Raw genomic sequence first — 14,467 nt, 5'->3', positions numbered from 1 at the left:
AAAACGTAAAATTCCCATCAAGCACTTGAATCATGTGTTTGATGGGGATTTTGGAGTTTCTGGTGAATAATTCAGGTTATAGAAGATATGTTAAGAAGTAATGCAATCAGTGTCAGTTTTCTTACTGTAGTCAGCCTCATATGTCAATCTCCTATCGACTTATTGTCGTCTTAGATATACCATCTTGTTAACATGTTGGACTTTAATTTTGCGGATACGATGTCTAGATTTCTTATTTTTATAATAGGTGTATGTCCATCCCTGAATCGACTATGTATTTCTTTGACCATAATGTATCACTCCAGATTTAGGACGTTGTTACATTGCTATTACAGATATTATTCACATAAAAGTCACAATAAAACAATGAGTTTTTCTTATTTTCACATAATAGCTGTTTGATGATATGTTGTCTATTGACTATCACAACAAGAACTAATGTTGGAATTGTGGTCATTAAATAGATATATCGTTTCGATTTTTTTCTAATTATTTAATGGCCAAATTGTAAGTACAATAACGGAATTTACCGTTTTGACTGTGGATCTAATTTTAAAAATTAAAATACACGTCATGGTGAGATTGTAATTATGGTTTATGCAGAAAAAGGATACAAGTGCATATGGTTGGATTGACTTATTTAAAATTTCACAAATTCTGTTAAGCTTTTTCAAGAGTTGTTACTGGGCTTTATTACAAATATCGTGAAATTCTCGCTTCAAAATATGATGAATCACCCCTTAAATATGACTACTCAAACGGTCCACTTGAAGGTATGAATGACAAACCCAAGGTTTTAAAACAGGTTTAAATGCCTCGTTAACATCAGATCACGGACACATCTTATGTTAAATGTTAAATGCACAAGAAAGCGCCTGGCCACAGGTGCGGCTAGGCGCAAATCATAATTGACTACCAACAACAGTTGACAAAGAGCCGTTAGCTAACAGTCAGTCGTGTCATTATTTCGTTTGAAAGGCGTGAATTCCTTGAACCAAGCGGTCTAACCCGTCCTGCAGGCGTTCGGTTGGGCAGGCCACGTTGATGCGGACGAAGTCGTGACCGTCGCCGCCGTAAACTGCCCCGGCCGTGATGAAGAGGCCAGTCTGTTCACGGATAAAGTCACAGAGAGCCTGGGTGTCAGCGGTCACGGCACGGCAGTCGATCCATACCAAATAGGTGGCGTGACCAGTGATTACGTGGAGGTCCGGCAAGTTTTGCTGGATGAAAGTCGTCAGCGTTTGTTTATTGGCCGTGATGGTGGCGTTGAGCTCGTGGACCCAATCGGCACCCTGCGTGTAAGCGGCAATGCTGCCAGGAATAGCGAAGGCGTTGGGCTCCGCCAGCTCTTCACTGTTGATGCCCCGGTCGACGCTGTTGCGCAGATTTTCATTGGGGATGATCAGCGTTGCGGCGTGCAGTGCGGCCACGTTAAAGGTCTTGCTGGGCGACACGGCGGTGATGCTGTTGTTGGCCGCGGTGTCACTGACTGAGGCGAAGGGCGTGTAGCCGTGACCGGCGTCGGTGATGTCACCGTGGATTTCGTCGGAGAAGACCGTCACGTGATTGGCCGTAGCTAGGTCCGCCAGACGACTGAGTTCAGCGGGTTGCCAAACCTTGCCCACTGGGTTGTGCGGGTTGCAGAGAATCATCATGGTGGTCAGCGGGTTGGCCAATTTGGCAGCCAAGTCGTCCCAGTCCACGTGGTAGTTACCGTCCGCAAACTGTAAGTCGTTGCTCAAGACGTGCCGGCCGTTATTCACGATGGAATTATAGAAAATATTGTAGACGGGCGCTTGGACCAAGACGTTGTCGCCAACGTGACTGACACGCCGGACCGCGGAAGAAATTGCCGGTACGACGCCGGTGACAAAACGCATCCAGTCGGTGTTGGGCGCCCAGTTGTGTTCGGTCGCGTACCAGTGTTGGACGGCCTCAAAGTAGGCGTTCGGCACTTCTTCATAGCCAAAGATGCCGGTGTCGGCCTTACGTTTGATGGCGTCCACGATAGCGGGAGCCGTGCGGAAATCCATGTCAGCCACCCACATCGGTAGCTCGTTATCTTTCACGTCCCACTTCACGGAGTTGGTGTGACGGCGGTCAATCATTTCTGAAAAGTCATAACTCATTGTTGTAGGGCCTCCTTGGTCGTGGTGATCGTTGTTCGTTTCGCGTCGATGGCCGGGTCGTCGAAAATAATCTGACCGATGGCTGGCGCAGTGATCTTGCCGTTGACGGGGTTCTTCACGCTGTCGATGGCCGTGTTGATGGTGGCATCGATGTCCGTACAGTATTCAAAGGACAGGTCGGTGTTGATCAACGAACAGTTCTTCATGGTCAGGTGATCGACGTAACACAGGCCTTGATCACTTTCCAACCAACAGTTGACGAAGGTAATGTTCTTGGTGTTCCAAGCCAGGTATTCACCAATGATGGTGGAGTCGTAGATGGTCACGTTGTCGCAATTCCAAAAGGCATCGTGGGTGATGAACGTGGAGTTATGGACTTCAACGTTCTTACTGCCGTCAAAGGCGTAGTTGCCCGAGATCTTTAAATTGTTGGCAACGACGTTTTCACTGTTCATGCCAAAGTAATCGCCGGTCGCGGTAACGTTGTCGAGTTGCACGTCCTGGCACCACCACAGCGTTTCGCCGGCATTGGCAAAGGTCACGTCGTCGAGTTTGAGGTGACTGGCGTGGCGGAACGTCTTGGTCGCACGAATCAGACTGTGGGTCATCGTCATGTCATCGGTGTACCAAACGCCAGCGTGAGCGTCCGGTTGCCAGGTGGTGTGATTCAGCGTGGCGTGGTGCGTGTACCACAGCGGGTATTTCCACTTGAAAATGGTGTGGTCAATGGCCACGTTTTGGCTGTGCTTCAACGGGGATTCCCCGTCAACGAAGGTACTGTTGGTAATGTGTAAGTCGTGCCCCTGAAAGAGGGCCCGTTCGCCAGTTAAGGTTTGTTGGTTAATTTCTTGTGTCACGATATAATGTCTCCTTTTGGACCGATGAGGGAATAGAATTCAGGGCGTCAGGCCCTATAGTGATTATTCTAGACCCTTCGAGTGACCTGAAGGCAAGCGATTTTGTTAAAAACTGAGGGGTAAGGCTGGAATTTGACTAAAAACATTGTTGTGTGTTGCTACGTGGTACGAGCTGTCCGCCTCCCGTCCGCCAAATATGGGTCGGAACGCGGTGGGCGGACGGGTCGAGCCTTTGAGCCGAAGGTCGCGTCTCAAAGACGCCAGTTGCCTAACCGGCATGACCCGCGCCGCTAAGGCAACTCCCACGGCTGAACCCATATTTGGCGGACTCCGGCTACAAGGTGATAACGAATCGACAACTAGTTTAGCCCGTAGTGCCGGTCTTTTTTCATTGGCTTGGGGTTAACACACAGTCATTGAAAAGTACCCTCCCGCCGGAGTCAGCCAGTAGTGCAGCCAGCTGTGTCGGCCCAGTTAGCTGGCGTTTTTTGCCAGGTTACTGGGCGGGACGACTTGAGAGACTGGCGGTTTTTGCCAGACTTTCAAGCGAACCGGAAGACCGCTCCTCAGGCTGGAGGTGTTCCCCAGAGCAGGCGGAACTGCTGGCTGGCGGAGGCATTCTGGTTTCACTAATTTAATGGTTAGAATGCTAACTGGTCGGAATTTAATGGTTTAATCAGTCTTTTAGACTCAGTTAAAAAACTAAATTCGCCGCCGGTACCAGTAGAAACGGTCGATGACCAGTAAGCCACTGAGCCACATGGCCCCGAACAAGAGCCAGAACTTGCCGTTAGACAGGACCGGCGCGATACTGCGCTGGGTGATCTCGAAGCTCAGGTATTGGTGGGGATGCTGTTGGATGGCTTGCGGCAACAGCGGGTAGGTGGCCGGCGCCGTCTGGAGGGCCACGGAACGTTTTCCGCGGTTAGTCACGGTCAGGTGATACGTGCCGGCGGGTTGGAGCGGAATCGTGCGTGCCAGTTGCGTGGTCCGTCCACGTGATTGCCAGACCGTTTTCCCCTGAGCGTTGGTGAGGGTGAGCTGGCCGGTGATGCGGGTGCCCTCACCAACCGTGACCTGGTCAAAAGGCAATGGTGCTGTGAACGGTTGGGTCAAGTTGTGGCCGGTGGCGAGATGCAGCCGGTGATCTTGATAGTAGTGGCCTTCATTTTGACTGACCACGCTAACGGGTTCGCTGTTGGAGTGGACCATCAGATTGGTGTTTTGCCAGGCCGCCAGTCCAAGGATTCCGGTAAAGGCGACGGCCATGCCGATGGGCAGCCAACTGGAACGTTCCGAGTAGCGCAGAATGTTCAGTGGTTGGCGGTAACCGGCGGCTGTGCCCGCAATCAATAGAAAGAAAATGGGCAGGGCGTAGCGTTCTTCCGTTTCCCAGAAGATGACGTGAAAGCAGGTCAGCCCAATGAAAAACAGGCCGCCCAGCAGATAAGCCGACTTTAAGTGATGGCGGCGGATCTGTTGGACTCCCCACCCCAGGTTAACCAGGAGCAAGGCCAGATAGCTCAGCTGACACCAAATGGCGAGGAACCAATCGCTGGTGGCGCGGTGTTGCCGGTACCAGTTGGGCGCCCGGTCGTAGGCGTGATTGATTTGGAAACTGTCAAAGGTCCCGTTGGCCAAAAATAGCCGCGCCTTTCGGAACAGGTGCTTGGCAATGCCGCTGGGACCCATCGTGTGCAGGTAGGTCGTCAGGTCGTTTTTGGCTGCGGCTTGTTTCGCTGCCTTCGTCGGCTGTTCACGAATCTGGGCAACGTTGTCCAGGTGATATTGCCCATAGGTCGCGGGATTCCAGCTCATGGCGACCCAGCTCATGGCGGGCAGGGCCTGGTTAGGGTCCGTCGTATAGCCATTTGACTGCGCCGCTTTCCGGGCGACCCCACCGCCCACGACGAGCGTTGCCAATAAAACCAACGTCAAGAGGCTACGCGTGAAGCCGGGGTGGGGCGACTGGTTAGGCCGAATCCACAGCGTGATGACGGCCGCAATCAATAAGACGATGAAGTTGGCCTTGATCAGGTAAGCTGCCACCAACAGGATGCTGAGCACGATGCTGCGGAGGGTAATTTGTTCCCAAGTCGCGGCGCGTTGGAGGTGGCGGAAGGCCGCGATGGCCAGCAACGCCAGGGGCAACACGTACGTATCGCTATAGGTGTTGAGCGCGTAGGCGTAGAACGGGACTGCCGTCATGATGAGCACCATGAACAGATTGGCGCGTGCTGGATTGTGGCGCCGTAGTTGGTGCCAAATGGCCAATAACCCTAGGTCCAGCCAGGCAAATTGGACGACGTTGAGCCAAACACCGGAGTCGCTGCCTACCAGCCAACGTCCTAACTGCAGGATGCCACTGAGTAGCAAAGTAAAATTAACGTTATTCGGATAGGTATAAAAGTAGGCGTTCCAGTGATGACTGCCGTTGAGCAGATTTAACGCCTGCTGGTGAACGAAGTACAAGTCGGCGCGGGGGGCCGCCACCCAAGCGGTCGCGACCCACACCTGGATCAGTAGGAAAAGTCCCCACAGCCCCCAGCTCAACCAGCGGCTGGTGAGGGGCTTGATACGATGTAAAAAGCGAAATAACAGGCCGACGCCGCCAAGATACAGGGCGCTGGCCAGCAGTAATGCCAAAGGCTTCAGCCAGTCATGATCGACACGAATCGTCACTGGCCACAGCGCTAACCCAAAGGTCAGTAGTAACCCTAAGCTGATGATGCCGCCTAACGTGACGGTAATGATGTGTCGAATTTTCATGAATGGCCTCCTGATTTAAGCGCATGATGCGTGCGGTAAAGTGTAACAGCACCGGCATTTTGGACCTGCTGCTGAGCAAAACTAGGTGTGTAGGTGTCCGTCTGCACGATGAAGCGTGGCCGGTGCTTGACCTCGGTAAAGGTCCGGCCGACGTATTCGCCGATGATGCTGATGGCAATCAGTTGAAAGCCGCCGAGGAACCACAGCGAGGCCATGATGGAACTCCAGCCCGTGACCACGGTGCCCCGCAGGTGTTGGACTAAGATCCACAGTAACATGACCAACGCCCCCGTACAGATGACCAGTCCAGCATACAGGACCGCGCGAATTGGTGCAATGGAAAATGACAGAATCCCGTCCAGCGCAAACCGCATCATTTTACGCAAGGGATACTTGGAAACGCCGGCCTGACGCGGTTGGCGTTTGTAATACAGCTTGGTCGATGGAAATCCCAGTTGTGGGATGATGCCCCGAATAAAAGGTTTGCGTTCTTGGCAGGCCATCAACGCCGCCAACACGGGTTGAGTCAACAGGCGAAAGTCCGAGTGATTGGGAATCAGATCGACGCCGAGCTTGCCCATGACCCAGTAGAAGCCCTCGGCGGACGTACGCTTGAACCAGGAATCGGTCGAGCGGTCATTGCGGACGCCATAGACCACGTCACAACCGGCGTGGGCCTTGGCCACCATGTCCGGAATCAGGTTGGGGTCGTCTTGCAGGTCGGCGTCGATGGTAATGATCATATCAGAATGGGTACTGGCCGTCTGCATGCCGCCCATCAATGCGGCTTCCTGGCCGTAGTTGCGACTGAATTTAAGGCCCGTGAAGATGCGGTCCTCTTGCGTGTATTTGGTAATCAGTGCCCAGGTCTGGTCCTGACTGCCGTCGTCAACAAATAAAATTTTGCTGTCCGTGGCGATGGCGCCGTTGTGCATTAATTGCGTCATTAGATTCGCCAGAACCGGCGCCGTCGTTGGTAAAACGGGTGCTTCGTTGTTGCACGGGACCACAATGGTCAACCGTGGTGTGTGCGTGAATTTCATGATTATTCGTCTCCCCCAAAAAGCTAAGTGGTGAATCCCCCTACACTCAGCTATCATCATAAAGCTTTCTAGGGATTATGAAGAATGAAACGCCTAGAATTTAGGCATTTTTAAGGGCGATTAACTTTTGTGGGTAGGCAGTTAATTAGCGGATGATAAGTAAAACCGGTATAATACTTATTGTAAGCGATATCACAAAATATGGAGGCGTTTAATATTATGGGTAAATTAGATGGTAAAGTCGCAATCATCACGGGTGCCGCACAAGGCATGGGAGCCGCTCACGCCAAGCTGTTCGTTAGTGAGGGCGCAAAAGTCGTCATTACCGACGTCAAAGAGGCTGAAGGCAAGCAGTTGGCAGCGGATCTCGGTGACGCCGCTATTTTCATCAAACATGATGTGACCAGTGCAGCCGACTGGCAAACCGTCGTGGACCAAACCAAGGCCAAGTTCGGCCGCATCGACATCTTGGTCAACAACGCGGGGATTACGTTTGCCAAGAGACTCCAGGATATTAGCGAAGATGACTACATAAAGATCTTTAAGATCAACCAGCTCGGCACCTTCCTGGGGGTCAAGACCGTTGCCAAAGAGATGGTCGCCCAACATGCCGGATCAATCGTGAACATTTCATCACTGAACGGCCTCGTCGGTGGCGCCGTGGGGTACACCGACACCAAGTTTGCCGTGCGGGGGATGACCAAGGCCGCTGCCTTAGAACTGGCCCCATCTGGCGTGCGAGTCAACTCGGTTCACCCAGGTGTAATTGAAACGCCAATGATCTCGCAACCGGGGACGGAAGAGGCCGTTAAGCAATTCGCCAAGGCCATTCCGCTACGGCGCATTGCCAAGCCAGAAGAAGTCTCGAAGCTGGTCTTGTTCGTGGCGTCGGATGATGCCAGTTACGCAACCGGTTCCGAGTTCGTGGTCGATGGCGGGATGTCAGCGCAGTAATGCTTTAATTAGTGATATGAAAAGGGTCGTGCAAGACGTTATGGTTCTTGCACAACCCTTTTTGTGTACCAACGATTAGTGGCGGAAGTGACGGTTGCCCGTGAAAATCAACGCGACGCCGAGCTTGTCAGCCATGGCGATGGAATCCTTGTCACGAATGCTCCCGCCTGGTTCGGCGATGGCCGTGATGCCGTGTTCGGCTGCGTAGGCGACGCAATCATCCATGGGGAAGAAGGCGTCGGAGACCAGGACGCCCTGCGCGTAGTTGGGCTTGGTCTCTGCTTTGCCGACCGCAATCTTGACAGCGTCGATCCGGTTCATTTGCCCCGGGCCCACCCCAAGCGTTTGGTCCGCAGTGTTGATCAGAATCGCGTTACTCTTAACGAACTTGATGGCCTTCAAGCCAAAGCCGATGGCCGCCAGTTGGTCAGCGCTAGGCTGGGCGTGACTGACCACTTGGAAGCTAGCGGGGTCGTCGATCACATTGTCGCGTTCCTGGCGCAATAGACCGCCACGGACACTGACCAGTTCGTCGGCTTCCGGGTCCTTGGCCGTACTGAAATCGACCGTCAGGAGGCGAAGATTTTTCTTCTTGGCCAGCACGTCATAAGCGTCGTCGTCAAAGGCGGGGGCGATGATGATCTCTAAGAAGAGCTTGTGCATCTTAGTCGCTGTGGCCAAATCAACTGGACGATTCAAGACGATGATACCCCCAAAGATGGAAATGTTATCGGCGGCATAGCACTTATCCCAAGCGGTTGAGAGATCTGCCGCGGAGCCGATGCCGCAGGGATTCATGTGTTTTAGAGCAACGACGGTTGGGTCGTCAAATTCGCGAATCAGTCCCAGCGCGGCATCCGCATCCTTGATGTTGTTAAAGGAAAGCGGCTTGCCGTGTAGTTGTTGGGCCGCCGCAATGGAGAACGGTGCGGGCCGGTAGTCTTGATAGAAGGTCGCCGTTTGTTGCGGGTTTTCGCCGTAACGCAGGGCTTGTTTGCGTTTGTAAGTGAGCGTCAATGTGTCGGGCTTGGCGTCGTCGGTCAGGTAGGTCGCGATGACGGCATCATAGTGGGCCGTGTGGTGAAAGACCTTGGCTGCCAAATGCTTGCGGAACCGGAGATCATCCGTATGTTCAGCCAGAGCGTGGCCCACCTGATCATAGTCGGCGGGGTCGCAAACGACCAGCACGTCCCGGTAGTTTTTGGCCGCTGCCCGAATCAAAGAAGGCCCGCCGATATCGATTTGCTCAACGGCCGCCGCTAAGGTCACATCGGGTTGTGCAATCGTTTCAGCAAAGGGGTAGAGGTTCACGCAGACCAGGTCGATGGGTGTAATGGCGTGGTCCACCAAGGTCTGTTGGTGTTCTGGGTTATCACGGCGCGCCAAGATGCCGCCGAATACCAGCGGATTGAGCGTCTTGACCCGGCCGTCCAACATTTCTGGGAAATGCGTCACCTCTTCAATTGGCGTGACGGCCATACCAGCCGCAGCCAAGGCCGCTTGGGTCCCACCGGTGGAGACAATTTCAAAGTCTTGGGCAAGTAACATTTGGGCAAATTCAACGAGTCCCGTCTTATCGGAAACACTTAACAAAGCACGGCGCATGAGGAGGCCTCCTAGGTAGTTTTTTAAAGTACCCCTATCATACGTGATTTCGTCTGAACAATCAACGGGAACAAAATATAAATATTCGTATATTTACAAACTAGTTATAATGAATTGACACGTAAATGAATATAAAATGAATTATAAACGAACAATAATGACTAATCCACGTAACCGGTCCGGGTTCCCGTGGCTACCCGCTTCAGTCTTGCCCAACTTCGTACAAGCAACGACTTAGCGCGGCGATAACGGTTCAAGTTACTAACCGTAAGTCAATCAGATTGTTACGACTATCGTTGATTTAACAGCGTTCTTATAATAAATATAATTGTAAAATCTGGTAACGGAACTGCAATCCTCCTGTTATGGAATGCACATTTAAGTTCGCTATGGTTAAAGATGAAATGAGGTGGTGGTCCACAAGAGGCGAGTCTCGCGTGCAGGGGATGCGAATACGCGGGGCTTTAGGAGCTGTACACAATCAACTTGAATAGGAAGTGCCAAACATATGTCGAGTAAACAACAATGGGCCAAGCGCCTGACCAGAACGGTCGTGGCCGCCAGTGCCCTTATCGGAATTGCCTGGGGTGGCGGCCAGACCGTGGCCCACGCGAGCACCTTGGCCATTCCGGATATCTCTGAGTGGCAGGGCAAGTTGACGGCCAGTCAGGTCGCTAATTTGAAAAGTCAGGTGTCGTTCGTCATTAACCGGCGGCAATATGGATCATCTTATAAAGACCTGTACGCCACCAACAACACGGCGTTGTACGTCAAGTATGGGATTCCGTTCGGGGAGTACGATTACGCCCGGTTCACCAGTGCGGCGAGCGCCAAACAAGAGGCCAAGGATTTCTACAATCGGTCGAATAAGAATGCCAAGTTTTACGTGTTAGATTTTGAAGAAAACGACGTCACGTCGGGGACGACCAACGCCGCGGTCAAGGCCTGGTATGATGAAATGAGTGCGCTGACGAATAAGAAATTGGTGTTCTATTCTTACCAATCATTTGCCACCAGCTATGCCAACACCGCCCGGCAAAACTTCGATGCGCAATGGATCGCCAACTATTCATCAACACCGACGATTACCCACGCGCTGTGGCAGTACACGGACCACAACTATTTGTCGGCGCTGGGTGAATATACGGATAACAGCAAGGCTATAACCTCAGTCCATCCCGTTTCTTGGTGGACGGACGCCACGACGACCGCGCTAACGCACACGACCTACGCTTACAGCAGCTATAAGAAGGGCCAACACATCTACCTACATAAAGGGGCAACCAAGGATGCGGATGGTACGGCAATTGCGGCCAGCGACCGGCAGCAATTTTATAAGATCAGCAAGGTGAAGAGCGTCACCTCGGGCAAGTCCAAGCAGGCCCTGTACCTGAGCGGTTTGAACCAGTGGGTGCTGTCGGAAGACGCGACCGGCTATTGGGTCGGCCAACACGGCTCCTTCACGTTGAATCATAAGTTGAATCTTTATTCAGATTCGAGCCTCACGAAGAAGACGGGCGGTTACTACGTGGCTGGCGATACGGTGGCTGGTAAGATTGTCAAGGCCCCAAGTGGCAAGTCGTACCGTATCAAGACCAAGCTGGGATACTTGTCCGCCAATTCCAAATATTCAAATCACGCGTACTATGAATCATTGGGATCTAGCAAGACGATTACGACTAAGAAGAAAGTCTACGAATACGCCAAGTCTTCATTTGCGAAGAGTAGCCGAAAACAGGCCGTTAAGAAGGGCACCAAGCTGACCGTCACGGGCGTTAAGAAGCGGTCAACTGGGTCACGGTACTTCGTCTTGAGCAACGGGCGTTACGTCACAGCGCTTCAAAGCTACGTGCAGAAATAATAGAAGGAAGTTGAATAATTATGCAACGGAAAACGAAAATCATCACGACCGTCACGGCGGCCTTGGCCGTTTTGGCGTTGGGGTCGGGCACAGCGCTACAAATTCACGCGGCGAACGACGTCAGTTCGGTGGGCCAAACCACGGCGCCAACCACCGCAACGGCCGCTGGCACCAAACTAAAAGCCAAGAGCGCCAGCGGAACGCGGCAAAATTATCAGGTCAATTACAAGGCGACTGACGACCAGTCCGCGACCTACCAGAAGACCACGTACGGTGCGACCAGCACGGCCAAGCAACAGGTCGATTACGTGGGACAGGCTGACGGGGCCACGGTCAAGCTGAACAGCGACACCAAGGCCGTCGTGCAGGGTACCATGGGCCACACCTACGTTCATTGGAACAAGGGAGACTGGTCCGTGACCGCGGTCACCAGTAACGCCGATGCCACGGGGACACCCAAGCAATTTGCCAAGCAGGTCAATCAGCAACTGGACAAGGCCAGCCTACCGAAGAAGGCCGACACCGGCGCTATCACGGTCTACAGCCAAAATGAAGACAACGAGACCAACTCCGTGACCTGGCAAGATGGCAAGCAGGTCTACAAGGTCAGCGGGACGGCGGCCGATGCCACGGTCAAGGTTGCCCAGAACGCTAAGGATTAAACACGCCAATAGGTTGTTTAGATTCAAACCGATTGAAATCATCTGTTGAGTAGTTAGTGAGTGAGACGAGTTCTCACTTGCTAGCTACTTTTTGTTTACAGAGGACTTAGGCACGGTCTTATTGAGAACGAGGCGAGAAAATGCGTGGTCAACTAATTGTGTTAAATTGAACAAGTGGATTATGTTAAGCTAAACTAAGCATATTGGAAGCGTTTTCCTAAAAGGAGGATATCTGTCATGACCTACGTAGTCAAACCTGTTTCACAAGCCGACCGACTGGCGGTCCAGCAACAACTTGATCACTTGGCTAAGCCCATTGCTGGTTTAGGGCGATTGGAAGAATTGGCGGTAACCATTGCCGGCATTCAACACCAGCCGCAGTTGGCAGTCGCGCAACGCTGCTGTTTGATCTTTGCGGCTGATCACGGCGTCGCGAAAGAAGGTGTGTCGGCAACACCGCAAAAAGTCACGGCAATCCAAGCCGTTAATATGCTACAAGGACATACGGCGGCCGCGGCCATCGCAGCCAGTGTTCACTGTGATCTGCAGGTGATTGATGTCGGGGTCGCAGCCGAGCTGACGGATTGCCGAATCGTTCAACGAAAAATTCGGTATGGGACGCGTGACCTACTCCAGGAGCCGGCAATGACCTTGGCAGAGGCACAGCAAGCCGTTGCCATTGGCCATGACGTTGCCCAACAGGCCATTGCACAGGGAAATCGGTTACTATTATTGGGCGAATTGGGGATTGGCAACACAACTTCAGCCGCAGCCATTTTAGCGGCGCGCTACCATCTCTCAGCGGCACAAATCGTGGGGCATGGGTCCAATATCTCTGACCAGCGTTTCCAACATAAGATCGACGTGGTTACGCAAGCGCTGCAACGGTGGCAACCGGATGCCGATGATTCGCTGGATATTTTGCGGACAGTTGGCGGCTATGAGATTGGTGCGAAGGTAGGGGCGATGATTGGCGCAGCTGAGCAGGGCGTGCCGGTGATCTTAGACGGGTTCATTGCCTATGCGGCTTTATCTTTAGCTGAACTGTTGGTTCCCGACATTTCGCAGTATGTCTTGCTGGCGCACGCGTCAAAAGAAAATGGAACCGACATCGCTCTCAAACATTTGAACCTGAACCCGCTATTGCAGCTCGACTTAGCGGTTGGTGAAGGGACGGGGGCGCTGCTGGTACTCCCATTGATCGATGCGATTCAAAGCGTGTTGACGCGGATGAATACACAGCAGGATATGCAGTTTGGCTATCAACCGTAGAATGGTCACCCCAAAAGCCAGTCCTGGCTGCCCCCCTTAATTTCTGATAACGATTTTTTTAAAATAAGTTCTAGCCACCAACGGTCCTGAGCCTTAAACTAGAGCTATGGAAATTAACGGGAGGGGTTGCTTTTGAAAAATCTCCGTCAACCAGAGTCGGGATTTTCCTGGTTCTATCAACGCTTTTTAAATAATCATATTACAATTTTACTGTTAAACATTTTTCTCTTGTTGTTGGTCTTGAATGAATTGATGCAAAACGCTTGGATCCTAACGCCGGTGTGGAAATTCATCGGTATCACCATGCCAGCCATCGTGGTGGCGGGGATTCTCTTCTACGTGCTTGACCCGTTCGTCCATTTCATGGAACGGCGCTTGCACCTGCGCACGGGACTAGCGATTGCGGTGGCCATGATCCTGACGGTGGGTATCATCGTCGCCATTTTTCTCAATCTGATTCCGTTTCTCACCAAGCAGACCAGCGGCATCATCGGCGCGCTACCGCAGTTTGCCAACGACATGCTCCACAACATCAATCACCTGAATCAGGAGCACCACTGGTTGTCCAACAGCAATCTCGCCGACATCAACCAGCGGGTCTCGACGTACTTCTCCAAACGAGGACTGAATCTGCTGACCGGGACGCTGAGCTCGTTGGGCAACGTGGTCACGACCGTCAGCGACTGGATCATTACCATTATCACGGCGCCGCTGGTTCTGTTCTTTATGCTAAAGGACGGTTCGCGGTTCCCACATTACATCAGTCAGGTCGTGCCCACGGCGTACCGGAGCCGCTTCGTAACGATGCTTGACCAGATGAATGTGAAGGTCAGCTCTTATGTGCGAGGACAACTGACCGTGGCGCTGTGCGTGCTGATCATTTTCACCACCGGCTACTCGATCATCGGCCTGCGATACGCGTTACTGATTGGGCTGCTGGCGGGGCCACTGAACTTGATTCCGTACTTCGGGTCGGCCATCGCGTTGGTTCCGGCGCTCATCATCGGTGTCGTCACCAGTCCCTCGATGCTACTGGGCGTGGTCATCGTGTACCTGATCGAATGGGTCTTGGAAACACAGGTCCTGTCGCCGTTGATCATGGGCAATAGCCTGGCGATGCACCCCATCACCATCGTCTTCGTTCTGCTGGCCGGGGGCAAAATGTTCGGCTTAGTCGGCGTCATTTTCGGGGTACCGGGCTTTGCCGTGCTCAAGGTCTTGGCCACCACCGCATTCCAGTGGTACCAGGAGTATTCGGCGCTCTATCCGGACGTCTTGCCGCCAGACGAGTTGGAACCTTAACGTTTGATTAAGC

At 52.6% G+C, this 14,467-nt stretch carries 10 protein-coding genes; 5 read left to right on the top strand and 5 right to left on the bottom strand.

From position 1 onward, the window contains the following. Positions 1-962 precede the first annotated feature (962 nt). The 4 genes from NGM66_RS07755 to NGM66_RS07740 all read right to left on the bottom strand — a co-directional run bounded on the left by NGM66_RS07755 (position 963) and on the right by NGM66_RS07740 (position 6,798). The gene (locus NGM66_RS07755; RefSeq protein WP_208907532.1) at positions 963-2,129 is read right to left on the bottom strand and encodes a MalY/PatB family protein; all 1,167 of its coding nucleotides are present in this window, start codon (positions 2,127-2,129) and stop codon (positions 963-965) included. Further along, positions 2,126-2,986: a DUF3737 family protein gene (locus NGM66_RS07750; protein WP_208907533.1), complete on the bottom strand. Its 861-nt coding sequence runs from the start codon at positions 2,984-2,986 to the stop codon at positions 2,126-2,128. The genes NGM66_RS07755 and NGM66_RS07750 overlap by 4 nt, the downstream gene beginning before the upstream one ends. Positions 2,987-3,688: 702 nt before the next feature. After that, positions 3,689-5,755, bottom strand: a complete 2,067-nt coding sequence (locus NGM66_RS07745; RefSeq protein ID WP_208907534.1) for a glycosyltransferase-like membrane protein — start codon at positions 5,753-5,755, stop codon at positions 3,689-3,691. Beyond that, a complete protein-coding gene (locus NGM66_RS07740) occupies positions 5,752-6,798 on the bottom strand; it encodes a glycosyltransferase family 2 protein (protein ID WP_208907535.1) in 1,047 nt (348 codons plus the stop codon). Before NGM66_RS07740 ends, NGM66_RS07745 begins: the two co-directional genes overlap by 4 nt. A gap of 219 nt (positions 6,799-7,017) precedes the next feature. Between NGM66_RS07740 and NGM66_RS07735 the strand changes: the two genes are divergently transcribed. Continuing rightward, positions 7,018-7,752, top strand: a complete 735-nt coding sequence (locus tag NGM66_RS07735) for an SDR family NAD(P)-dependent oxidoreductase (RefSeq protein WP_208907536.1) — start codon at positions 7,018-7,020, stop codon at positions 7,750-7,752. Between the two features lie 75 nt (positions 7,753-7,827). Here the strand turns inward: NGM66_RS07735 and purH are convergent, their stop codons facing one another. Then, positions 7,828-9,357, bottom strand: a complete 1,530-nt coding sequence (gene purH / locus NGM66_RS07730; protein WP_208907537.1) for a bifunctional phosphoribosylaminoimidazolecarboxamide formyltransferase/IMP cyclohydrolase — start codon at positions 9,355-9,357, stop codon at positions 7,828-7,830. A 508-nt stretch (positions 9,358-9,865) separates the two neighbouring features. Here purH and NGM66_RS07725 point away from each other — a divergent pair. The 4 genes from NGM66_RS07725 to NGM66_RS07710 all read left to right on the top strand — a co-directional run bounded on the left by NGM66_RS07725 (position 9,866) and on the right by NGM66_RS07710 (position 14,454). Then, positions 9,866-11,218 (top strand): GH25 family lysozyme, encoded by a 1,353-nt coding sequence (locus NGM66_RS07725; protein ID WP_208907538.1) that lies wholly within the window; start codon positions 9,866-9,868, stop codon positions 11,216-11,218. A 20-nt stretch (positions 11,219-11,238) separates the two neighbouring features. Beyond that, the gene (locus NGM66_RS07720) at positions 11,239-11,880 is read left to right on the top strand and encodes a hypothetical protein (RefSeq protein ID WP_208907539.1); all 642 of its coding nucleotides are present in this window, start codon (positions 11,239-11,241) and stop codon (positions 11,878-11,880) included. A gap of 237 nt (positions 11,881-12,117) precedes the next feature. Next, a complete protein-coding gene (cobT, locus tag NGM66_RS07715; RefSeq protein ID WP_208907540.1) occupies positions 12,118-13,152 on the top strand; it encodes a nicotinate-nucleotide--dimethylbenzimidazole phosphoribosyltransferase in 1,035 nt (344 codons plus the stop codon). A gap of 132 nt (positions 13,153-13,284) precedes the next feature. Further along, complete coding sequence (locus NGM66_RS07710; RefSeq protein ID WP_208907541.1) at positions 13,285-14,454, top strand: AI-2E family transporter; 1,170 nt, start codon at positions 13,285-13,287, stop codon at positions 14,452-14,454. Positions 14,455-14,467: the final 13 nt, after the last annotated feature.

This window comes from Levilactobacillus yiduensis, assembly GCF_024718525.1.
Lineage (GTDB): Bacteria > Bacillota > Bacilli > Lactobacillales > Lactobacillaceae > Levilactobacillus > Levilactobacillus yiduensis.
Note: the sequence above shows the minus strand (reverse complement) of the source record. Positions and strands in the feature narration are given on the sequence as shown.